The organism is Gammaproteobacteria bacterium (genome assembly GCA_029881255.1).
Lineage (GTDB): Bacteria > Pseudomonadota > Gammaproteobacteria > S012-40 > S012-40 > JAOUMY01.
Genome location: JAOUMY010000008.1, coordinates 108,674 through 132,275, shown reverse-complemented (window position 1 = coordinate 132,275; position 23,602 = coordinate 108,674). Strand labels below are relative to the sequence as shown.

At 46.3% G+C, this 23,602-nt stretch carries 21 protein-coding genes; 8 read left to right on the top strand and 13 right to left on the bottom strand.

From position 1 onward, the window contains the following. Positions 1–19 precede the first annotated feature (19 nt). The 10 genes from OEZ43_15140 to OEZ43_15095 all read right to left on the bottom strand — a co-directional run bounded on the left by OEZ43_15140 (position 20) and on the right by OEZ43_15095 (position 12,978). The gene (locus OEZ43_15140) at positions 20–1,120 is read right to left on the bottom strand and encodes an ABC transporter ATP-binding protein (protein ID MDH5546927.1); all 1,101 of its coding nucleotides are present in this window, start codon (positions 1,118–1,120) and stop codon (positions 20–22) included. Beyond that, on the bottom strand, positions 1,117–2,010 hold the full coding sequence (locus OEZ43_15135) for an ABC transporter permease (GenBank protein ID MDH5546926.1): 894 nt from the start codon (positions 2,008–2,010) through the stop codon (positions 1,117–1,119). Before OEZ43_15135 ends, OEZ43_15140 begins: the two co-directional genes overlap by 4 nt. 15 nt (positions 2,011–2,025) lie before the next feature. Beyond that, positions 2,026–3,060: an ABC transporter permease gene (locus OEZ43_15130; protein ID MDH5546925.1), complete on the bottom strand. Its 1,035-nt coding sequence runs from the start codon at positions 3,058–3,060 to the stop codon at positions 2,026–2,028. 67 nt (positions 3,061–3,127) lie between these two features. Continuing rightward, complete coding sequence (locus tag OEZ43_15125) at positions 3,128–4,720, bottom strand: ABC transporter substrate-binding protein (GenBank protein MDH5546924.1); 1,593 nt, start codon at positions 4,718–4,720, stop codon at positions 3,128–3,130. A 47-nt stretch (positions 4,721–4,767) separates the two neighbouring features. Then, the gene (locus OEZ43_15120) at positions 4,768–6,249 is read right to left on the bottom strand and encodes a hypothetical protein (GenBank protein ID MDH5546923.1); all 1,482 of its coding nucleotides are present in this window, start codon (positions 6,247–6,249) and stop codon (positions 4,768–4,770) included. A 13-nt stretch (positions 6,250–6,262) separates the two neighbouring features. Then, positions 6,263–7,750, bottom strand: coding sequence for a hypothetical protein (locus OEZ43_15115; GenBank protein ID MDH5546922.1), 1,488 nt, complete (start codon positions 7,748–7,750; stop codon positions 6,263–6,265). A 28-nt stretch (positions 7,751–7,778) separates the two neighbouring features. Continuing rightward, positions 7,779–10,343 carry a PEGA domain-containing protein gene (locus OEZ43_15110; protein ID MDH5546921.1) on the bottom strand — a complete coding sequence of 855 codons (2,565 nt, stop codon included), beginning with the start codon at positions 10,341–10,343 and terminating at the stop codon, positions 7,779–7,781. A gap of 77 nt (positions 10,344–10,420) precedes the next feature. Then, positions 10,421–10,867: a hypothetical protein gene (locus OEZ43_15105; GenBank protein MDH5546920.1), complete on the bottom strand. Its 447-nt coding sequence runs from the start codon at positions 10,865–10,867 to the stop codon at positions 10,421–10,423. Positions 10,868–11,449: 582 nt separating this feature from the next. Next, positions 11,450–12,460, bottom strand: coding sequence for an SGNH/GDSL hydrolase family protein (locus tag OEZ43_15100; GenBank protein ID MDH5546919.1), 1,011 nt, complete (start codon positions 12,458–12,460; stop codon positions 11,450–11,452). Next, the gene (locus OEZ43_15095) at positions 12,457–12,978 is read right to left on the bottom strand and encodes an FKBP-type peptidyl-prolyl cis-trans isomerase (protein MDH5546918.1); all 522 of its coding nucleotides are present in this window, start codon (positions 12,976–12,978) and stop codon (positions 12,457–12,459) included. The genes OEZ43_15100 and OEZ43_15095 overlap by 4 nt, the downstream gene beginning before the upstream one ends. A 174-nt stretch (positions 12,979–13,152) precedes the next feature. On the opposite strand from OEZ43_15095, the gene OEZ43_15090 reads away from it, so the two are divergent. Together OEZ43_15090 and OEZ43_15085 are read left to right on the top strand one after the other, a co-directional pair. After that, positions 13,153–13,488, top strand: a complete 336-nt coding sequence (locus OEZ43_15090; protein MDH5546917.1) for a hypothetical protein — start codon at positions 13,153–13,155, stop codon at positions 13,486–13,488. Positions 13,489–13,580: 92 nt separating this feature from the next. Then, positions 13,581–13,982, top strand: coding sequence for a hypothetical protein (locus OEZ43_15085; protein MDH5546916.1), 402 nt, complete (start codon positions 13,581–13,583; stop codon positions 13,980–13,982). A 4-nt stretch (positions 13,983–13,986) separates the two neighbouring features. Here the strand turns inward: OEZ43_15085 and OEZ43_15080 are convergent, their stop codons facing one another. Beyond that, a complete protein-coding gene (locus OEZ43_15080) occupies positions 13,987–14,835 on the bottom strand; it encodes a pirin family protein (GenBank protein MDH5546915.1) in 849 nt (282 codons plus the stop codon). A gap of 123 nt (positions 14,836–14,958) precedes the next feature. On the opposite strand from OEZ43_15080, the gene OEZ43_15075 reads away from it, so the two are divergent. Then, positions 14,959–15,225 carry a glutaredoxin gene (locus OEZ43_15075; GenBank protein ID MDH5546914.1) on the top strand — a complete coding sequence of 89 codons (267 nt, stop codon included), beginning with the start codon at positions 14,959–14,961 and terminating at the stop codon, positions 15,223–15,225. Positions 15,226–15,272: 47 nt separating this feature from the next. On the opposite strand, the gene OEZ43_15070 is transcribed toward OEZ43_15075, so the two are convergent. Further along, positions 15,273–15,593, bottom strand: a complete 321-nt coding sequence (locus tag OEZ43_15070) for a muconolactone Delta-isomerase family protein (protein MDH5546913.1) — start codon at positions 15,591–15,593, stop codon at positions 15,273–15,275. Positions 15,594–15,729: 136 nt separating this feature from the next. Between OEZ43_15070 and OEZ43_15065 the strand changes: the two genes are divergently transcribed. The 3 genes from OEZ43_15065 to OEZ43_15055 all read left to right on the top strand — a co-directional run bounded on the left by OEZ43_15065 (position 15,730) and on the right by OEZ43_15055 (position 19,601). Continuing rightward, a complete protein-coding gene (locus OEZ43_15065; protein MDH5546912.1) occupies positions 15,730–18,444 on the top strand; it encodes an ankyrin repeat domain-containing protein in 2,715 nt (904 codons plus the stop codon). 297 nt (positions 18,445–18,741) lie between these two features. Continuing rightward, positions 18,742–18,906 carry a hypothetical protein gene (locus OEZ43_15060; GenBank protein MDH5546911.1) on the top strand — a complete coding sequence of 55 codons (165 nt, stop codon included), beginning with the start codon at positions 18,742–18,744 and terminating at the stop codon, positions 18,904–18,906. Next, a complete protein-coding gene (locus tag OEZ43_15055; protein ID MDH5546910.1) occupies positions 18,903–19,601 on the top strand; it encodes an HTTM domain-containing protein in 699 nt (232 codons plus the stop codon). The genes OEZ43_15060 and OEZ43_15055 overlap by 4 nt, the downstream gene beginning before the upstream one ends. 8 nt (positions 19,602–19,609) lie before the next feature. On the opposite strand, the gene OEZ43_15050 is transcribed toward OEZ43_15055, so the two are convergent. Then, on the bottom strand, positions 19,610–20,926 hold the full coding sequence (locus tag OEZ43_15050) for an NAD(P)-binding domain-containing protein (protein MDH5546909.1): 1,317 nt from the start codon (positions 20,924–20,926) through the stop codon (positions 19,610–19,612). 254 nt (positions 20,927–21,180) lie between these two features. Between OEZ43_15050 and OEZ43_15045 the strand changes: the two genes are divergently transcribed. Beyond that, positions 21,181–22,014, top strand: a complete 834-nt coding sequence (locus OEZ43_15045; protein MDH5546908.1) for a hypothetical protein — start codon at positions 21,181–21,183, stop codon at positions 22,012–22,014. Beyond that, the gene (locus tag OEZ43_15040; protein ID MDH5546907.1) at positions 22,015–23,580 is read left to right on the top strand and encodes a cytochrome C; all 1,566 of its coding nucleotides are present in this window, start codon (positions 22,015–22,017) and stop codon (positions 23,578–23,580) included. Positions 23,581–23,602: the final 22 nt, after the last annotated feature.

The window sequence follows — 23,602 nt, the reverse complement described above, 5'->3', positions numbered from 1 at the left end:
GTTCCTCCTGCAGTGGCTTCTATTTTTTGTCATAGAGCCAGCAACGGCTTTGATGATGCGCGTCCAACTGGAACAAACCTGGATTGAGTTCGGCGCACTTCACGCGTATCGCGTCGGTCTTGCTTTGACAACGTTCGAAGAAGCGACAGCCCTGTGGGACATCGATGGTGTCGGGAACTTCACCTTCGATACTCATCAGATAACCACCTTCCAGAACATTGTGTTCATTCGGAATGGAATTTAGCAATGCGCGCGTATACGGATGTTTGTCTTTCGAATGCGGGTCAAGGATCTGATCGGCTAAACCGTGTTCAAGGACGTTTCCACCGTACATTACAGCGATCTTGTCAGACAGGCGCGAGATGACGCTGATGTCATGGCTAATCAGAATAAGTGTTATGCCTAGTGATGCTTTCAATTCTTCCAGTAGATCGACGATCTTCGATTGTATTGTGGCATCAAGACCGGTAGTCGGTTCATCTGCTATTAGCAAAGTTGGCTCCGATGCCAATGCCATGGCCACCATCGCACGTTGCGCCATACCACCCGATAAACCGTATGGATAGTTTTCGTAGCGTAGGCGAGGGGAGTCGATCTTTACCTTGTCGAGCCAATACAAGGCCTTTTCCTTGGCTTCCAGTTTGTTAGTGATGCCCGTATGAAGCATAATCGCTTCCGTTATCTGGCTACCAATAGTTTCAAACGGATTGAAAGCGGCCTTGGGGTTTTGAAAAATCATGGAGACTTCCTTGCTCCAGATATTTTTCATGATGCGATTGACCTGCTTATTCCAGCCATGCACGTCTTTACGTGCAATGACGATTTTGCCATTCTCTTTTTCAACTTCGACGTATTTGTCGAGGTCGGGTAGTAGATCAAGCGCGCCATTTTTACCGTGTAAGGTGACCTTGCCGCTGAGTACGCCTGGATTGGCCGAGATCAATCCCATCACCGACATCATGGTGATACTCTTGCCACTACCGCTTTCACCAACAATGCCGAGGGTCTCGCCCTTCATCACGTCCATGTTGCCGCAATTTACTGAGTGTATAAAGGCGTTGCGTTGTTTCGAGAAGAAGTAAGTGTGTAAATCCTGTATTTGCAGATGTGGTGTGCTCATCGTTTCTTACCTTCCAGAACGTTGTTCAGACCATCACCCAGCAGGTGAAATCCGAGTATGGTCAGGAGTATGGCGAGTGCTGGCGCAGTCGATGGCCAGAAGTGTCCCTGTAGAAGATAGTTAGAGCCTGCCTGTACCATGTTTCCCCAGGAGGGCACCGGTTCCTGTACACCGAAACCGAGATAGCTCAGACTCGTTTCCATGAGTATGGCTTCCGCCATGCCTAGCGTTGCCTGAATAATCAGTAACGCACGGCAGTTATACCAAAGTATGTGTTTGAAAATGATAATGTGCTTGGGTAAACCCATTGCAGTCGCGGACTCGACGAAATTCTTTTGCTTGAGGAAAAGAATTTTGTTCTTGATCAACGCCGCGACAATTGGCGCGTTCGTCAAACCAACCACGATCATGATGTAGTAGATATTCGGCTTGAATGCCGCAACTACCAGAAGTATCAAAACCAGACGCGGAAATGAATCGATCAGATTGTTGAGGTAAGTTACAGCTTTGTCAGTTCTACCGCCTTCGTATCCTGCGAGTACACCGAGGAGTGAACCCAGCGTCAACGAGATAAAGATTGCGAGCAGGCCAGGAAGAAAATAGGCCTGGGTACCCAGAACCAGACGGGTAAACATATCTCTACCCATAAAGTCTGTACCGAGAAAATGTCCCTCAGACATCGGTCCAGCCATCATCAGTTCCAGATCCATTTCCTCGTGATCATAAGGAAGCAGGTCGAAGGCACCGAGAAAGTAGGAAACCAGTACGGTTGCCAATACCACCAAACCATAGCCGATATAGATTAAATCAACGCGATCAGCTCTGCGCCAGACAGAACGCTGCTGTGCATCTTCCAGGCTGATAGGTGAATGTACATAAGTCGTACGCATAGTTGTTAACCCCTTTTATTCGTGTGATGCACGTGGATTGACAATGATATAAATCACTTTCTGTAAAAGACTGCCACCACGCACCAGTAGGGCGGCGACAAGTGTAATACAGAGAATCACGGGAAAGTCGCGGTCTTGCGCAGCTTGCCAGGCCATGCGTCCCATGCCGTGCCAGTTAAAAATCTGTTCGACAATAATCGCGCCGCCAAGAAAGAAAGGAATCTTGCTGGATACGATCTCGGTGATGGGTAGAATGAATGCTTCTTTCATTGCATGCTTCCACACTTTCGCGCCTTTGGCGCGCGCGGTGCGGATGTATTCTTCTTCCATTACCCGCGAAATTTCAAAGCGCACGTGACGCACGACTTCACTGATCAGACCACTACCCAGGCCAAGCACCAGAACGGGAAACAGGAATTTAATCCACTGAAACTCATCGCCATCGCCAAAAGAGGAGGCGAGTGGGAAGTAATCGAAGTAATTTACCGAAATAAATACGGCCATATAGCCGATCCAGAAGATGGGCAGTGATGAAATAACATAGGCAAATATACTGATCGGCGTTGTCACCATCGGGTCTTTGCGCAAAGCAGAAATTAGCCCGATAGGATAAGAAATCAAAAGTGTAACGAATATGGCTGCCAGGGTGAGGTTAAGTGTATTGATGGTCACTTCTATCACAGTTGGAAGAACAGGTTCACCCGAACGGATTGATGTACCAAAATCTCCCTGGAGCATGTTTCCTAGCCAGGTCGTATACTGACCTATCCAGGAACTTGAAATTCCGAGAGACTCTTTCAGTTCGCCACTAGCGGCAACACTACCCTGATTGCCAAGCAATACGGCGAACGGATCGCCCGGTGCCATGAACAGGATACTGAACGCGACGATACTGACGCCAAACAAAAGCGCTATCGTCATCAATGATTCCCTGGTAATTGTTTCCATAATCGGTCCAAGCCGGTGAGCCGGAATTTTATTCAGAGCGTTATTTATCCAAACCGGCAATCCGAGTTTTTGCATGTCGCCGGTTATTTGCTTGTAATTCATACGGGAGACCTCTTAAGGCACAAAAAAATGGGCTAATGATGTTGCCATCATTAGCCCTGTTTGCATCTTACTGTTTGCGGTACCACTCGTCTGCGAACGAGAAGAACTTGTAAGGATGGATTTCAACTTTACGCAAGTCTTTGTGATAAGCCGCGTAGTTAGTCAACGTCCACAGATAGGTGTAAGGTGCTTCGTCGGCCAGTATAGAGTGTAGCTTGCGATAGATCGTACGACGCTTCTCGTGATCGAGTGTCATCTTACTTTCTACAATTAAGCTATCCACATTACTGTTTTTGTATCCGCCAAAGTTATTCTTCCATGCGCCAACTTCTGCTGAATGGAACAGCGAGGAAATATCCGCTGAGTCATCGAATACCCAGGAAGCAAACATGATGTCAAAATCATGGTTCTGGAATATTGATTCTTTCCAGGCTTGCCACTCGAGGAACTCAACTCGGATGTCCGCGCCGACCTTCTTCAGGTAATTTTTGAATGCCAGTACGACACGCTTGACTGATTCACTCTCTTTGGCGATAGGTACGCGCAGGCTGAGAGACAACGGTTGACCGTCTTTCTGCATGATGCCATCAGCGCCCATCGTGAAACCTGCTTCTTCCAACAAGGCTTTGGCTTTTTCTGTGCTATATGGCAGAGGTTTTACATCCAGATTGTATGCCCAGCTACCGGGTGCAAATGGACCGGAAATAAGCGTACCCTGACCATTAAAGAACGAGCGCAGCATCTCGTCGCGATTGATCGCGAGTGAAAACGCCTGACGTACGCGCTTGTCCTCGAGAAGTGGATTGCGCGAGTTGTAACCAAAGAACGAGTAAGAAAGCGCGTTATACGGTTGTAGGATAAAGCGCTTGTCACCCTGAAGTTCAGGTATATGACGAGGGTTAACCAAAACAACCATATCGATGGCGTTAAAGGTCAAAGCCTGGTTCATAATGTTCTGGTCTGCAAAAGGCTTGGCCACAAATTTTTCTAACTTGGGCTTGCCCTTAAAATAGTCTGGATTGGCAGTCAATACGACCTCACGGTCATTACCAATTTTTTCCAGCATATAAGGACCAGTACCGATTGGGTTCTGAGCAAAAGCATCATCACGCGTCAGGTAAACCGGATTTGCAGGACCATGCTTGGGGATGATCTTGAAGGTAAATTTACCAAGCGCATTCAGGATAGGGCGCTTTAAAATAAATTTGACCGTGTAGTCATCGATCTTTTGAACTTCCTCGATGAATTCATAGCGTACCTTTAACGGAGTAACCGTCTTGGGGTGCATCATGATTTTATGCGTAAATACGACGTCGTCAGCAGAAAATCCTTGTGCTGGATTTCCTTCTTTTGGATGCCATTTGACGTCTTTACGCAAGTTGAAGGTATATTCTTTACCTTCTGCATCACTTTCCCATTTTTCAGCGAGTTCAGGGACAATTTGTTGTTTCTTGTCGATACCGACAAGGCCGTTGAACAACAGCTCGGTGATACGCAAAGAAATCATGTCATTAGTAGTGATCGGATCAAGAGCCGCCGGACGTCCGTACTCACCATAACTCAGATTCTCGCTCCCGGCCGATGCTACATTAGGGGTCAGTGTTTGAAGACCCATCATTACTGACAGGGCAACCGCACTGTAGATTACTCTCCTTTTCATATGTGCCTCTCTTTTTCTCCGATAGCTAATTTGATTTGCCAACTCAATTAGAAAATTTTCACATCGCCAGCGCTTTTTTGTTGCGTGGCGTATGTCCCTTGAACCGCTTCCTGTATTTGGCGAACCACAGGGAAGTGGTGATTCATTTCAAAATAAATTTCAAGATGTTCAGAATACGTTTTCTCTGAACGATAGGCTTCGGCGAGGTCCACCAATAGCATGGGATCATTCGCAGAAATCTTGTTCTTGTTACTCTTGTCTCGTGCAAGTTCCAGATATTCCAACGCTTGTTTTGCGTTGTTGTGTTTCAACAGGTAGCGTCCTATCGCCGCGTTAATACCGGTGTATTTTCGTCCCTGACCTGTGGCAGATACCGAACGGGCAGAGTCCAACGCAGATTTACAGTCGGCTTCTGTGTAAACACACATACTCAATACCTCGGCCAACATGGCGGGGTCGGAGCTGTTTTGACTGATAATTTGTTTCCAGGCGTCTGTTGCTTTGGTTTTTTGCCCGCCCATATAGTCGCCAGCTTTTACCTTTACTGGGGTGTATTTAGCCAATGACTTAGGTAGTTGCATGCTGGCCAAAGTATTCGATGCCTGTGTTATACGCTGAGCGTCTCCGAAAATCACACCGGAATCCATCAAATAGAAGTTTGCTGTTGACCCCAGTTTTGGAGAAGAACTGGCAAGCTCTAAATGCTTAACGCTGGCGGACTTCATCAACTTGGAAATGTTGTCGAGTATTGCGATGTCATAAAAAGATATCTGTTTGTCGTCTTTCGATATCTCACGGTCGGAGGGACTATCGACCTGACTCGATTCAAGGACGTTCAGTGCCTTGTCGTAGTCGCCAGCCTCGGTAAACAAGTACACCAGATTGGAAATATGTCTGGAGGATACTGGTGTGCTGGCACTATCCTCTTTAACAAACCGTTGATGCAGACTGTTAACATCATATGTCACTTTTAGTCCGGCCCGGTGTTTTGCCGCCAGAAGCGTGGTATCTACGACAGATGATTTGCCTTTTACGCTTTCCCAGGTGCTATTCGCCTTGGCCTTGTTGCCGCTCTTATAAAACGCAAGTCCTAGCAGGCTCTCTGCCACATCACGCTGTTCACTTGTGAGACTTTTCGTCTTGAGTCCACTTGAAAAGTATTTAATTGAATTGCGATAGTCGCCTTTATGAAGATAGGCTTCACCCAGATAGAGAGGCGCAAGCGTACTCTTGCGTTTGGATTTTGCCGCATGTAGTCCAGAAAGATACTCGATGTTACCGTCTATTGATGAACGGAAAAATTCGCGATGTAATTCGCCGTTTTTCAACATCACAATACCTAGACTGAGATTAGCTAGATCCTTATCCTCACCCGACAGGTTAGGTAGTGCAGGCGACAATATTGAGATCGCACGATTGTATTCCTTACCTTCAAAGGCCTTCATCGCCTTAGCGACATTCTTATCAGCTGCATTCGCAGAGCTGAGCAAGAAGATCGCTGTGACTACTATGGCTAAAATATTGCGCATGTTGTTACACCTGTTAGTTTTCGATCGAATTTTGTGCAAGATTGTTCAAATCAGGAATTTTCGCCACAAAGATATGATCCCACTGATCTACCTGTGATCTAAAAGCGATAATTCCCTGTTTAGAGCAACTCACATCGTGATTAATTCGTGTTTCCGTCTTCACTTCATAGGAAGACTTGGTGTCCACATTTACAATCATGATTGGATTATATTTTTTTCGATTGTTTTCAACGAATACCAAATGACGGCTATCCGGTGTCCAAGATGGTCCTTTGTCAACGTCGGGTATGATGTTGGTCGCAACAACAAGAGGTGCGATTTCAGCTACCGTTTTAAGTTCGTGCTCGTTTGCGTTGACGACCGCTATTGACCATAGTTTTGGATCGTTTTGATCATTGTAATTTGTATAGAAGGCAACGTATTTCCCATCTGGCGACCACATCGGGCGTAAGTCATCGTAGTCCCAACTAATCAACTTGCGCTGGGTGTTGATGGTGGGCACGTTGTCATAAATGAAAATGTTGTGATTTTCATTGCTTCCGTGAATCACCGCCAGTTGCGTACCGTTCGGTGACCAGGTGGGGTAGAGAAACGGCTGCGTGCTTTTGCCCAATTGCGTGACTTGTTTTGTCATCGTATCGAGCAGGTAAATGTCCGCATTTCCACCGCGTCCTGAAATGAAGGCAACGCTAGCACCAGATGGAGCCCAATTCGCGTGACCATCTTTTTCAGAGTTGTCCGTCAGACGCGTCAGATTTTCTTGTCCCATACTGCCCATGTACAAATCATAATTGGCTTCCGAGCCATTACTCATGAAGATGAACTGTTGGTTATCAGGTGACCACGACAGGCCAGCGTTATAGCTGACGTTTTCAGCGAAGTCGGGTAGTAACGCTCCGAGGCCCAAATCGTCACCCTCGTCTGACTGATACTTTACGGTTTGAACGATTTCTCCATCTGCCTTTGTGATGAGGATTTCTTTGTTACGTTCATCGTGACGCTCAAACCCCAACATCGAACCATCATTTGTCCAGGTAGGATTCGAATGGTTGTAGCCACTCTCGCCAGTTTCGATTTTGTGAACGAATTCAGGAATGATCACCTTTTGACTCGGGGAATCATCCTCATCGGTCTGCGCAACTACCGGCGGCGATTTACTTTCCGGCTTTACTTCCTGTACCACTGCAGGCGATAGCGTGTCGTCCGTTTGTTCCATAACGCCGTTTTCTGCGTCATCATTTACCGTCGTATGTTGTTGAGTAACGGTTTTCGGCGTCTGTGCCGACTGTTTCGCCAAAGACTCTTCAACGAAATTACTTCGTGGTGAAGCCACCGGTAATTTGGTATGAGGCGTGGTCACTTTAACAGTCGGTACTTCGTCACGAACAATTACGCCAGTCTTGCTGGCAGCAGCTGCCTCAACGTCTGGGTTTTCAGCCCAGGCCTGTCCCAGTATCAGGGACAGGCTGGCTGATAAAGCAGTAAGCTTTAAAGAACGCATGGGTTAACCTTTCGAAAACAGTATTGTTTTAGTTACCTTTTAATTGTTCCATGAAGGTATCTACTGATTCGCGGCTGGCAACGTAGTCCGGGTTGTTCGCCAGCTTCTCAGGGAAAAAGTCGAGATAGTCACGCCATGCAAGTTCGGCCTTGGTCATGATCGAAGATTTCTTCGACAGTTGGTAAAGTTTTTGATAAGACAAAGCTATGTAGTAATAGGTATCGTGTACCGCCACGTCATAGAAATCGTTAGGGAAGAAGCGTGAGTTTTCCTTCGCCTTGTTCAGCGTCTGGATAGACTTGGCTAGAAGTTGTGCCGCCTCTTTACTATCTGTGTGCAATACTTTGTCAGCCTGTGCGTGATAGGCATGTCCTAGATTGGTATACGCAATCGAGAAGTGTTTGTATATCAGTTCACGCACTTCAGGAATCGCAACAACCTTTTCGAACTCCGCTACCGCAGCCGTTGGATCCTTCTTCTCGTCCAGATAGAGTTGGGCAAGATTGTGATGGATATCGGCATAATCCGGATGATCCTTCTCTGCCTTTTGGTAAAGCGCTATAGCTTCGTCTACACGTCCTGCTGCAGCGGCCTTGTCACCCAGACGTAGATAGTCTTTGTGGAACATAATCGATTGGTCACCGGTCCAGTTCACTTCGTTTGCACTAAACTCAATGACTTCCTCGAAATCTCTCCAGTCACCACCCGCTGCGATGCGTACGGTATGGAAACCAGTCGATACAGGCTTGCCTTCGGTAAGTGGTGTGGTACCTATAGAAGAACCGTCGATATAGACAGTCGCATTACTTGGATCTGAAGTGACCTTCAACAGTGAATAGTAAGAATCCAGCATGAACTCTTTCAATTCAGCATTCTTCTCAACTTCCAGTTCAACGGTTTTTTGAGAGAAACCGTGGCGATACATGGAAACCTTGTATTCCTTGTTCAGACGAACAGAAATCTTCGCTTTGCCATCTCGGCCAGTTGCTCCGACCCACTTTTCATCAACATAGACGTTTACGCCTTGAAGTGGCTGAATGTTACCGCGGATATCACTCTTGGCAAGAATGGTAACAAATTGCTTATTGTTATCATCCAGCATGTTGGTACGTATAACGCGTGCTCCAACCAGTGGTTTAACGCCGGCTTTCATGCCGTTTATTTCAGCGACAGAATAGTCATCCTTATCATTAGTGACTTTTATGCCACCGACTTCCTTGTAGCCAGTGATTTTTCCGATTTCGTCAAAACTGGGGTTGTAGACAACGAACTCGTTTTTGTCTTCAATTGGAAACTGATCGTTTCCTAGATTGATGCGATATTCATTGCCAGAATCCTTAACGACTCGTCCAACGATGGGATATGATTCCTTCATATTAATCATGATTTCTTTTGCTGCGCGGTCAATATTGTCACCGTTCTTTGCGGTGGCAATCTGGCTAAACGCGACTTGTCCATCTGCTGTATAGAACTTTGTTTCGACAATGAACTTGCCTTTTAAGTCCTTAGTAACACTACCGAAGCCAATAACATCGACTTCGTTAAAGATATTCGTTTTTTCCCAGCCCTTGGTAGTTAAGTCTTCTGGGCTAAGCTTTGACTTGGTGAATAAGTCCATTAGCGTATCGTTGTCCACCAGATTGAAACCATTCATCTGTTTGACGCGACTTTCGATCTCTTTCTGGAAACGCGTCGGAATGGTTCCAATATCTTCGCCTGCAGTGTTGCTCACAAAGCGAAATAGCGCTACGCGTATAGGGTCTTGCTTTACAGGGTAGAAGTAGTGTGAGTGTTTGACTTCGCCTTCAAGATTGACCGTTGTTGACCAGGATTCTGGAAGATATCCAGGTGCCTTAACAGTCAATTGTTCCTTCTTACCCTTTTTACCAGACTGTACAACACGGAAAAGTCCGTTTTGGTCTGTTTTTCCAAGTAATTTGTTACCCAGGTAAACTTCGGCATTTTTAACATTAACTTCCTCGTTGAGTTTTTCACTCTTGACCTCAACGCGAAGAAGTAATTGACGAGGCATAGCGGCCGAAATGGTTTCACCAGGTGTAAAAGAGAGTTTCTTACTGAAAGTGTCGAATCCGTATTTGCTTAAACTTACAGAAACTTTCTTGTCGTTGACTTCCGGTAAGTCATAAACTAATTCGCCATTATCGTCTGTCTTACCGATGACATCTTTTCCAAGCTTGATCTTGGCGCCTTTAACCGGTGACTTTCCGTCCACTGCCTTAAATGTAATAAAAGGGGTACCGGTAAGATCGGCAAGCATTGAGAATTTGTCGCCAGACTGATCATTGAAGTTAACCTGGTTAGACCAGTTGTTCACGCGATAGCCTTCTACCACTTTTTCCACTTTTAAGTTAATAGTGGTGTCTTCCTTGCGCATAATAATGGTGTTAAAACGGCCATGGGCATCTGTCACCCCGGCGTTTTGCTCGTCGATTATGACGTTTGCATCAGCCACTGGTTTACCATTGAATGTCGCATTGATATCAATACCGACTTCAACAGGATCGTTAGAACATGCGCTTACCAGGGCAAACAGCGCAATAACTATGATAGAGATTAAATTGCGGGACAACATGACTAGACTCCATTTTCGATGTAATTTTTAAGCACAAAAATGTGACGTATACTCAGTGAATTGAGCAGTGTCTCGTTTTACATGCTTGGTGGCTGAATATTCACTTCACCAGGATTGATGATTTTGTTCGCATCACTGTTATCGGTTTTTACAGACCTGGAGCGGTTAGTTTTAATCTGTCTTAGGAACAGTTCTAACTTGCGGTGGCTGAATTTGCCCACTTCCACGGTTTGCGTCGTACTTTTGTAACCTATACGCTGCGTTTCGACTTTATATACACCAGGGAGAATTTTCTTTTTCTCTGAAATAAATTCACCCTTCTCATTCGTAGTTACAGAGTGAGAAGCAGACTCCAGCGATCCCGATGTATTGATCATATTCACAACGATCCCACTCGGAACCTCGTCTGCGATAGGTGTGGAGTTCGCGTCGATAAGACGAACAACGCCACTGATTTTTGCCGAACAACCACTAAAAATGGCGATTATAATCATTAGGGAAAACAGGCTTACCATCCGTTTCATTCTAGAAATCCTCGTCGATATGTGAAATCAGTTCTGGTGTATTAAGTTTTATTACTGACATTGCATAACGGCAGAGGTGAACCAAAACTTTATGGATTGGGTCAATTTGATAGTGACGAACCTGTCACGTTTTGTTGCAACAGAAAATTACTTAACTTGTTGTTTGTTCACGACAGAAACAAATTTGCGACGGGGGAAATACAGAGAAAGCACTTGCAACACGTATCGTTACTTTTGAATAGGAACCAGTCGGAATAAATGAGGTAAAAAACAGCAAATAACTTGACCAAATATGAGTGAGATGTATACTTATTCTACAAAAACTATAACGTGTGGGGGGAAAGGGAAGTCACGATCACGAAATGTTTCTGATACCTCAATAACACCTTTCCCTTTTTCATGCTGTTGATATTCTGTGTAATAACACAGGCTCTCGAAAAGTTGTTTCGGATTTTTCAGATTCAACGTCTTGAAAAAGCGAGATCGCTAGAGATATGGTATTTCTAATCAACAGTATACGCAGCATCAAATACGATTAATGTAAGAAAGTAGACGGCATGGAATGTTTGTAAAAGAGCAGCCCTAACAGTCGCCAGATGTTGTATGCGGTAATGGACTCCGTAAATCTGGCGGCTGCTTTCTTCGAAAGATTGTAGAAATTAGACAAATCAGCACCAATTCTAAAGCATCTAGTCCAAGAAACCATTTTTCCTGTGGAAGTCTTTGAATCTCTGGTATGGCTTCAATCATTTTGTCCGCAATAATACGATGTGCTTTTGATGTCGGGTGTAATGTGTCCCAGAAAAGATACTCGTCTGGGAATTCGCATATTTCAGAAGTCGAACTGTCGGTAGACAAAAGACTGCCGGAAAAACAGGGTAGATCTGTTGTTGTAAATCCGTAAACACCGGGATCGGCATTGATTTCGCGCATAATGTCGAAAGTGTCGACGCGTATCGTATCTATCCCCTCCAGGGCAAGCTCCTTAAGCATTGTTTCCACTTGTAAGTTAAGCTCAACGGAAATCTCTGTCGCGACGTCTGGTAATGTGGACTGAGTCTGATCGATTTCACGATAGTAAGGCGCTAGGCCCAGGTCGGGGATTGTTGGCACGAGAATAAAGCGTGCGCCTGTCGTATGGAGTTGGACAATCGCATTTTTGAGATCGGAGACGGTATCTACAATACTTTCCGGCTCTTTTTGTTGATCTACAATAAGCCGAACATCGTTTCCGCCAATCCAGACGATATATAGTCCGTCCTGCGGCGCACTATTGTTGGAAACCCTCAAAAACCAGTCAATTTGCTCATCCAAGTCACGAGCGGTGGCTCCGCCACGCGCGTAATTGCTACCATTATTCAGCGAAGGATTTATGGAAAGGCCAAAGGTTTCCGCAAGAAAATCGGCGTAAATCGGGCCGTTGGAAAAACGACCATTGTAGTAGACATCAAAATTGGCGTTGTATAAATCACCCAAAAAGAGCTTAAAGTTGCCGGTATCTGAAAGACTATCTCCAAAAACATAAAGGCCTGAAGGGCCGGCAGTCGCGACTTTGGCAAGTAGCAATAACAGCGTTAACAAAAGTGGTTTCATTTAGGCTTTATGGATAAGACCTTCATATTGAAAAACAACGTCTGTCCTGCCAGGGGGTGGTTAAAATTCAGTACGGCTTTGTCTCCATTGATAGACTGGACCAGGACTTCCTGTTCTTTACCGTCAGGCGCAGTGGCAAACAGTGTCGCCCCTACTTTGCGGGATTTTTTCGGTAACTTATTCAAATCAACCGTTCGAATACGCTTTGGATCAATCAGCCCATAGGCATGCTTCGGCTGTAAAATAACCTTTTTTTCGTCACCAACCTTCATGTTCAGTAAAGTGATTTCTACCAATGGAAACGTCGTGTTCTTGCCAACTTCAACCCGCATTGGCTGCCCGGTGCGACTGGCGGCGATCTGTTTTCCATTGACTAGCGTCAAGGTGTATTGAATATCGACTATATCGCCCGTTTTAACGACCGCCGCTTGCAGTGAAACTGACGCAAGCAAGAGTCCAGTCACGACTACTGTCTTAATAAAGCTAAATATATTCAAAGTGTTATCTTTTGTGTTCACGCGTGAAATCCTTCCATGAAAGTTTTGCTGTGTCAGGACTAAGTCTATGAATTCAAGGCATTTGGGAAAAATGTCACAAAATCGAAAGATCAGGTCTACACTTTTTCACTGACGCGCCGCCATATAAAACGTAGATTGGGAAATAATTCCCAAGTGAAGGAAAGGAGCACGATTATGTCAAGTATTTGTAATTCTCATCGCCGACACAGCGTTTTGAATGCTAAGTCTATGATGTCTAAGTCTGAAAAGAAAGCGGCGTACTATGATCGTCGTAGCCTGGGTAAGCGTATATCAGCACTTATCCATAATAAGGCCTCACTAAAAGAGCTGGGGGATGTCGTTAGCCTGGATGCAGGTTTGGTTCGCTATCTGGTCAAGCTGGCGGGTTGTCAAAAACAGCGACTGAGTGATGCAGAAGTCCTGGTTCATGCATTACTGCTGATCGGTACAGACAAGTTGCTCGAAATCGCGCTGGATCTCGATGCCTATAGCTGGGCTTTGAAACACTAACAGGCATAAGCCGAGCTTCATGCGTCGCTTCTAGCATGGGTTTCACTCCACCCAAATCATGAGCGGTAATTATGCCAAAAACAAAAAAAACAATGTTTTCAATCCTCTTGGGGTGTCTACTCCTTCCATCTCTTGTTCAGGCAGGTATTGTCACTGCGGAACACCAGGTCCTTTCGGCAACAGACGGCTTTGCCGGAAAATCTGATCTCGAACTTGCTATAACGCTCACAAACCACGGCGGTGTTGATCTGAATTATGTTCATTTCCACATGAAAGACGTTGAAGAACTGGATTTGATGTCGCGTCTTATGCCTCTTACTGTTGAAGTTCTTCCTGGTGGTAAGCGTGTCACCCTGAAATGGCAGGTAGAGGGTAGTGGTAGTGCCAGACAGTGGCTCAACGGAAAGTCGTTTACACTAATTGGGCAAGGCGTCGGTGGTGACGGTTTCATGGTGCCATTACAGGTCCAAAGCCAATCGGCCTCGCTCGACTAATCCATCACTGAGTGAGTGTACCACTCTGATAATCCTGGATGGCCTGTTCGATTTCTTCTACCGTATTCATCACGAAAGGACCGTATTGAACAACCGGTTCTCTGAGTGGTTTGCCTGCCAGCACAATCAGTCGTGTTCCTTTATCTCCGTCTAATGCCAGTTTTCCTTCGCGATTGAACAGTGCGAGCTGGCCATTGCTAATCTCGATTTTGCGACTGCCGCCACTGGCACGTCCCTGATACACATAGACCAACAAGGTGTGGTCATAGGGAATGTCGAGTTCAATATGCTGGTCTTCTTTGAAATGAATATCGACGAATACAGGACGCGTGGAAAGGCCACTCACCGCGCCGTGAATAGCTTCCCCAGCCAATTGAATATCTCCCGCGATGATTTTATAAAATACATTTTCAACTGTACGGGTAGGGATATCGGCAGAGGCGATGTCGCGGTAATTGGGATCTTTTAATTTTTCAGCCGCTGGTAGATTCACCCACAACTGGAAACCGCTCATGCGACCTTCTTCCTGCTGCGGCATTTCGGAATGTATGATGCCTCGCGCTGCAGTCATCCACTGAACATCTCCGTTTTGCAGCAAGCCGCGATTGCCGAGATGGTCTTCGTGCAGCACTCGTCCTTCCAGCATATAGGTCACTGTTTCGAAGCCTCGGTGTGGGTGTGAGGGAAAGCCCGCAATATAATCTGCCGCTTCATCTGAACCAAAGGCGTCAAGCATAAGAAACGGATCGGTCTGTTCTGCATTTCGACTACCGCCGAAAACTCGGGTAAGTTTCACGCCTGCGCCATCTGAGGCGGCACGCCCTTGACTGATATTGATAATTTCTCTGTACATGGTTTACCCAACATTTTACGATAAATGAATCTACAGGCATGATAGCTCTGTAAATTGCGCAAATAAATGCTATTCTTCGGCCTCTCCTGAAAATTATTTACTGACTTTGAGAGATATACGACTATGACATCAGTTGTCATTTATAGCACCGGCACCTGTCCGTTGTGTGAGCGTAGCAAGGCATTGTTGACCAAATGGGGCATCTCGTTTGAAGAAAAAAGGGTCGATCAGAATCGCGCCTGGCTGGTGGAAATGTTGCAAATCAGCAATGGTTCTCGCAGCGTGCCCCAGATTGTCGTGCAAGGGGAATGGATAGGCAGTTTTAGCGAACTGACCATGATGAAAATGGACGGCGAATTAGACAGCTTGATGAATAGTAGCAAGGAATAGAGAAATCCCGGCCCGCCAATAAAAGCCATCGACGGGCCCGGCCTATCTTAATTGTTGTCTCGTAGTCGTTTACCAACGTCGCTGGCGAAGTCTTCATAACGACGCAGAGGCGTGACATTTACCCGAACAAACTGTCCCATTTCTTTCATGATGGGAAGATCCATCAAAATCTGATCGAGTTGATCCGGTGTTTCAACATTTACGACGGCGATCACTCGTCGTTCCCCGACGCACTTCCACAGGTTTTCGACTACCCCGGCGGCTTTTGCGCCAAGCGCCACATCGGCCTCCCGCGACCAGGTCGAAAAAAGATCGTTTTGGCTCATATGAGCCCCATACTCTACATTGAAATCCAGAAAAAATTGCATACCATACTCCTTGGCTTGAATGGTGAGAAAATTGCTTCCGGCAATCGATTTATATTTAAAGACCTGAGTGAAAAAGTATCAACTGGTAAAATTGATGGTTAACCATAAAGCCTGGCGAGAGAATCGAAGGAAATCTATGAAATATTGGTTCAAATCAGCCCTTCAATGCATGGTTTTGTTGATGTTCTTCGACAGTGTGTCCGCGCGTGATTTTCACCAGGAAGGCGAGCAGGCATACAAAAACGGGGACTATGCCAGGGCGATCGAACTATGGCGATCGGGCGAGAAGAATAAAGATGTCGCGTCAATGCATTCGCTTGGAGAGATGTTTCGTAAAGGGCGCGGACTGGCTCGTGACGATGCAAAGGCCTATCTGTTATATACCTATGCCGCAAAACAGGGGTATGCGCCGGCGCAATTTGCCTTATCGAGTATGTTGAGAAACGGACAGGGGACCCAAAAAGACATGGTGGGCGCTCGAAAATGGGCGCTGTGTGCCTGGGGCAATGGCTATCAGGACACGCACAAGACGATGGAGCGTTTAGTGCTGGAGTTCAATCCAGACGATGAGGCCATGAAAAAAGCGCTGGCAAGCTGTTCCACGTCTGCAACAAAAGGCGTCGATAGCGATGCTCTGATTGCCCGTTTGCGTGGAGTGAAAAATAAACAAACGCAATCAGCACATCCTCATGCGTTTTATACCAGTCTGCTGCGCTCAAAGCAGTATTTGCAATTCGTGTCATCGTGGCAACATGATCCTGATGCCCGAGATATACGGGAAGAAGTCCTGGCCGATGCCTTACGTTTTGGCGACGAGATATCGGTATCCGTTGTACTAAAAGATCAGAAGATAGACAAAACATTTCGAAGTAGCTACGAGCAATCCTTTATGCATCTGGCAGCAGCAAGAAAATCAGGTGTATACGTACGTGAGTTACAGCAAACGAATTTTCCCGCTGATCTTCTCGACGCCAATAATCGTACCGCACTGCACATCGCTGCTTTAACGGGTAACACCGATGCTGCTAAGCAACTGTTACAGGCAGGGCATTCAAATTATTTGGCTGACAAATTTGGCTACAATGCGCTCTATTATGGCTTGCGGGAAATGCACAAGGATACCGTGTCGCTGTTGCTCGATGCCGGACTACAACTGGAAACAGAACAACTTTCTTATATTTTAAATGCATTAATCAGAGAGAAGAAGAGTGAAATTGTTTTATTGCTACTGCAAAAACATCGTTTATCGGAGTCGATTTTAGAGGATGTATTGCGATATGTACGCAACTATTTCCCAGAGGATAAAGGAGAATCGCAGGCACGTTTTGTTGAGATTGCGACTCCAGGTATCGGGATGTTGGAGCAGATTATTGTCGGATTATTACAAGCGAATCGTTTAGATCAGGCGGAAAAATTGTGGCGAGGCGCTAAAGCCTTGCACGAGGATACCAGTTTCGGAGAGAGAATACTGCTGGCGGCTGCCAAGTCAGGCAGTCAACTTCTGGTCGAGCGCCTATTGGCCCAGGGCTATGCAATTGATACCAAGGATAGCAATGGTGACACGCCACTAATGGTCGCGATACGTCATCAACAATACTCTTTAGTTGAGTATTTGATCGGCCAGAGAGCGATGCTTGAAACCAGGAATAGAGTAGGAGAAACCGCGCTTCTTATAGCGATGAAAAACGGGTTTATCGAAGCGATTAATCTTTTGATTAAGCACGGCGCAAACCTCTACGCCGTGGACAATCACGGCATGGATATGTATCGATTGAGTGAAGCCAACCCACAGTTGGGTGCGTATCTGGCGCAAAAAGGTTTGCTACTGGGCAAAGACAAAGAGGAGATACGGGCAGAGCTTGATTATTCCTGGTTAGCTAAAAGTCGTCATCGCAAGAGTAGCGGCTGGGACGAGTGGATGAATGCCGCCTGGCAGGGTGACGTGTCGACTTTACGCCTGGCACTTGAAAAGAAAAAACTACTACCTGTTGATGAGGCCAGCGTACGTTGCGCTATTGTCGCCATACAGGCAGGGAAATTAGAAATTGTGCAGTTGCTTTTGGACAAGGGCATGCATGTGGATAGCCGTGATACTCGTAAGCAGACCTTACTCATGCATGCAGTACGCATCGGAAATAGGGATATAGCACTGTTATTGTTAAAACGCGGTGCCAATGCCGGGCTTATCGATCACAATAAACGAACGGCCTTAATGTTAGCGCTCGAATACGGCTATGCGGAACTGCTTTCTACACTCATTGAGGCGGGAGCGCTTGGTGAGACGCTGGATGCATACTATGAAGTTTTCTCCTATGCGGTAGTGAACAAGCAAACTGGGCTTGCCGCTCAGTTGGGAAAACAAATCAATCCCTGGAGTTGGCAGGACAAGCATGGTAGAGGCGTGGTATGGCAGGCAGCTCGGGATGGAAATCGTCTCATGTTGGAATATGCCGTCAGGCACGGTGCAGATATCGACATAGCAGATCGTGCAGGGGTCACCCCTTTAATGGAAAGTGTCAGGCAACAGCGTTATGACGTGGCCACGCTATTACTCAACAAGGGCGCAAAAACTGAGCTACGTACCAGGCAGGGCGACAGTGTACTACACTTTGCTGCAAAGTCTGGAAACGTGGTCTTGATCAGGCGACTTTTGTCAGAGGCAGAATTGCTCGATTTGGAAAACAGCGCCAGAGATACCGCTTTACATATCGCCCTGGATGCGGATCAGGGGCTCGCAGCGCAGCAACTGGTAAAGGCAGGTGCGGGTACGAAGATGAAAAACCTTTTTGGCAAAACTCAACGTGATGTCGCGCGTGAGAAGGGGATGACGCAATTTATCGATACGGATTGACAAGTGATGGGTGTGATTTGGCGGACATTTAAACTACTGTTACCGGCTGTTATTCCCTCGTGGCGGTTTTTTGATTTTATTGCCCCATCCCCACGCGTTCAGTTTGCTTTGTTAGAATCACGAACTTCCTCGGCGTCTCACTGGCAAGAGTATCGGCCCAAGCCTGCCCATATTAGTTTCGCTTCCATGCTCAGGCGTATGATATGGAATCCCTATTGGAATGCATCACTATTTGTGGTGAGTTGTTCCGAGCGACTTCTCATTAATCCAACTCCTCATAGTGAGAACGAGATCTTTATGCGTATCCTGGCAGATCTCAATGCTGACAGCAGCATATCCCGTAAGCAATATTCGGCAATACAGTTTCGTTTACTACTGGTGTCACGTGAAGGGCAGCAACTGACTGAAGAAGTGGTATTCTATTCCGACATCAGATCGCTCCCGGCTCAGGAAGAACCATGAATCTTGTCGATGCGATGCGCCTCTCAGAAATATTGTTGGGGTTTGCATTCGCACTGCAAAGTATTGAGCACCTGAGATCGTTTCGCAGCGAGAAAATACTCCATTTTCCCCGTCTTTTGTTGGCGCTGTTGCTCATCGCTGATATATATCCCAGTGGGGTGCTGAGTTTATTGTTTGTATTGGCCCTGGCGCTACTGCATCGGTTTCAGGGGCCGTATAACGGCGGTGCCGATCGCATGGGGCTATTGATGCTTTGGTGTCTGTTTTTGGTGCATATCGCACCAAATGATGATTGGCGTGAATTAGCGATCGGTTATCTCGCCCTGCAACTGACTTTATCCTATTTTATTTCGGGCTGGGTAAAAGTCGTTAATCCAGAATGGCGTAATGGGCTTGCCTTACAAGACGTTTTTCGCTTCTCTGTATATCCGGTGAGCGAGTCGCTTCGTGGCTGGGCCAATCACCCGCGGTTGCTTTTTGTAATGTCATGGAGCGTGATGGGATTTGAATTATTATTCCCATTGGCCCTGTTCGCCCAGACGGCGCTGACGATTGCCTTGTGTATAACTGCCATTTTTCATTTTACGAATGCCTGTTTGTTTGGCTTGAATCGCTTCTTCTGGATCTGGATTTCTGCGTATCCGTCCATCCTGTGGTTTCAGCAACAGGTGTTTGCAAACGCGTTTCAGGGATGAGCGAGTATTTATGCCGTACCAAATTTCGTTTCTATTTCGATTCCCAAATCGGTAAGCATTTTGGTAGGCAGTATACCGCCCACGCTAACGAGTATGGCGTCGTTTTCAAGCGTCAACAGTTCTTCTTTTAATTTGATTGTCACCTTGTCACTATGGATAGATTCCACAACTGAACTGAGAAGTAGTCGAATTCGTCCCTTGTCCACATGTTTTTTTAGACGATCGCGATTCTTTAACTTTGCGCGATTGAAGGCATCGCCCCGGTAGGACAAGGTCACCGTGGTGTTGGCTTCTTCGGCCAGGGCAATCGCCGCCTCAAGCGCACTGTCACCACCACCTACGACTAATACCTTTTGTCCGCGATACTGTGCTGGATCAACCAGTGAATAGACAACTTTCGAATCAGATTCGCCGGGGACTTCAAGTTTGCGCGGCGTACCACGCCTACCAATTGCAAACACTAGCGTTTTGCAAACAAATTCGCCTGCAGTGGTTGTTATACGGTAATTTGCGCCGTCTTTTTCAAGCGACACAAACGATTCCTGATAATGAATTTCAATATTTGCACGCGATTTCAAATCTTCCCAAATGGATAACAGATCTTCCTTTTTGATTTCTCCAATACGAATCTTGCCGATGCCGGGTAAGTCCACCGGTTGCGTCATAACGAGTTTTCCACGCGGATAGTGCGCAACGGTCCCACCAAAACTTTGTTGCTCGATGGTGCGATACCGCAATCCATAGTATTTGGCAGCAATGCTTGCGGAGATACCGGCAGGACCAGCGCCTACTATCAGAACGTCGAGTGATTTGCGGTCACTTTTGTTGATGATATTGCGTATGTAGTCTATGGCTCGCTTGCCTTGTTCCATGGCATTCCGGATCAATCCCATTCCACCCACTTCACCGACGAGAAAAATCCCAGGAACATTGGACTCAAAATTTTCGCTAAGTAGAGGTATGTCAACGCCGCGCTCCGCACTACCAAACACCAGGCGTATGCCGCCCATGGGACAGGCACGGGCGCACGCTCCGTGACCGATACATGAGGTCGGGTTTACCAGCTCAGCTTTGTCGTCGACGATGCCTAACACATTGCCTTCGGGGCAGGCTGCGACACAGGAGTTACATCCGATACAAAGATTCTTGTCGATAACCGGATGCAGCGAGGCGGGTTGGGTGAGGCCGCTCGCTTTGTTCTCATCAATTTGAGCCTTGTTGCTGCGGTTGATCTGGCGTCTCCGTGAGGTTTGCCATAACACCAGTCCGAGAAAAGGCAGCAGATACAAACTGACCAGCGCTGGCGTTTCCCAGCTTTCACTCATGTTATTTCCCCTTCTATACGGTAAATAATATTTGAGAAAAAAATCACAAAATTGGTATCATAATCGCAATGGAAACAGGGGGCAACGCAAATGACAGTTTCCTCTCGTTAGCGAGGGAAATGCCAATCAGCATACTCAGTATTGGCTAACGTCTGTGAAGTTATTCTATGTCTTTGTAAATTAAACAATAAAAACCAGTGAAAATTTCTGCCAAAGTAAGGGCAGACAAACAGTCTGCAGGGAAGAAAGGAAATATGGGAAACAATGGAAATATGCCTGTCGTGCAATTGAGTCACGCCGGCTCAAAAAACACAGGCAAACGCGGCGTCAAAACAACGCGATCAGTAATGATTTCCTTGTGCTTACTGGGCAGTATGATCGTGCTCTTTGGCGTTGGCCGGGTGTACTGGGACGAGCGATATTATGTCCCTGAGGAAGGTTTTGGCTACGGCCTGGGATTGACTGGCGGCATACTCATGCTCTTCGCCTATGCCTATGCCTTTGTGAAACATTCCTCCGGTCTACGCCAAAAAGGACTGTTGCTCAGATCACTTTCTCTTCACATTGTGTTTGGCGTTGTCGGGGTTTATCTGATTGTCATTCACAGTACTTTCCACATCGGTTCAATCAATGGCGGTGTTGCCCTGGTGTCAGCCTTACTGGTCTTCGTCAGCGGTGTAATCGGTCGTTTTCTATACACAAGAATTCATTATGGAATAGGCAATCGTCATTTAATAGCGATGGGCATAGAAGAGGAACTGAGTTCCTTCGAGAGTAGCAGCGCAATAAGTCAGCGTACGCAGGAAATGCGCGAAAAATTTTTGCAAAGACGGTTTACTTTGTCATCTGCCATGTTGACCTATTTGTCGTTTCCGTTGACTCGCCGAAAAATGCTGCGTGAGCTGTCCAGGGATTTGGATGATGTGGCAAGGTCGTTAATGAATCACTATCTGGATACCTTGCATCGCCTGATATATCTGCGCATTTATGAGTCCTTTTTCCGCATCTGGCGTTATGCGCACATGCCGCTTTTGGTTCTGCTTTTTGCTAGCGGTTCAATACATGTATTTGCGGTTCATGTGTACTAAATGCGGCGTCCTGGTTTCTATGTTGTTTGGGTGTTTGTGACCTTGTGTTGGGCAACGATTGCGGATGCTGATATCGCCAATATGTTGGAGCGTTCACTTATGCCGGGAAAGCTGGCGAAAGTGCATACCAAATTTGCTGAGGATTGTAATAACTGCCACGTGATGTTTGATAAAGGAGCGCAAAATCGTCTGTGCGTTGATTGTCACGATCATCGCAATATACGCAACGATTTGTTGGAAAAGCGCGGTTACCACGGAAAAAATGAAACGATACGCAAACGAGATTGCAGGGAATGTCATCGTGAACATTTGGGTGAGGATAATCAGGCTTTGATTTTACTGGACGAACGTCTATTCAATCACGACGATACCGACTTCCCTCTGAATCGCACTCACGCATTTGTCGAGTGTGATGCCTGCCATAAGAAGGGTAAGAAATATCATGAGGCAAAGTATAGTTGTGCCGAGTGCCATAAGGAACAGGACGCGCATGACGGATATTTCGGAAATCGGTGTCAGGATTGCCATGTCGATAATCAATGGCGGATTGCTGATTTTCAACATGACAAAACGAAGTTTACGTTAAAAGACTCGCATCGTTTAGTCGCCTGCGCGTCTTGTCACCCTGCCAATCGATATACCTTCGAGAAAGTCAGTTGCCATAGTTGCCATGAAAAAACAGACGTGCATCGTGGGCGCATGGGGACAAAGTGCGATAAGTGTCACAAAGAGGATGCGTGGGGAAAGATTCGATTCGATCATGATAAGGACACCAAGTTCGATCTAAATGGCAAACACAAAAGCGTTGCCTGTGAGAACTGTCATGTTGAGGATGCTTACGAAGTCAGTCTCAAAAAGACCTGTGTCAGTTGTCACGATGTTAGGGATAAACATCTGCGCAGATTCGGAAAAAAGTGTGAGACCTGCCATAGTCCTCGTGCCTGGGATAAACAGAAGTTTGAGCATGAAACTACTGGTTTCGAACTGACTGGTAAGCATAAGGATATTGACTGTAGCTACTGCCATGTAAAGACGGGGAAGCTGTATTCACTCCCGGCGGATTGTTACTCATGCCACCGCGCGATCGATGTGCATGATAAAGAGCTAGGTAAGCGTTGCCAACAATGTCATTCGTCCACGCAATGGATAGATACAGTGAAATTTGATCATGGTCTGACCGACTTCCCACTCGTCGGTGTGCATCAAACTGTTATGTGTGAACAGTGCCACAAAGATCAGAAGTATGTCGATACCGAACACAAGTGCAAAGGCTGTCACAAGGATCCAGAGGTTCACGAAAAACTGTTTGGGGACAAATGTGCCGATTGTCATCTGGTAGCCGACTGGAAGGCGTGGAAGTTTGATCACAATCGCCAGACCGATTTTGAATTAAAGGGAAAACACAAGAAGCAGACCTGTTATGCCTGTCATCTAAAAGGTAGTCGCGAGATTGATGACGAGTGTGTTAGCTGTCATCTTCAGAATGATATGCATGACGGACAGTTTGGAAGCAACTGTGGAAATTGCCATAACGAAAAAACCTTCAAAGAAGTGCAATTTGACTAGAGGAATCGCCGACGACATTCGA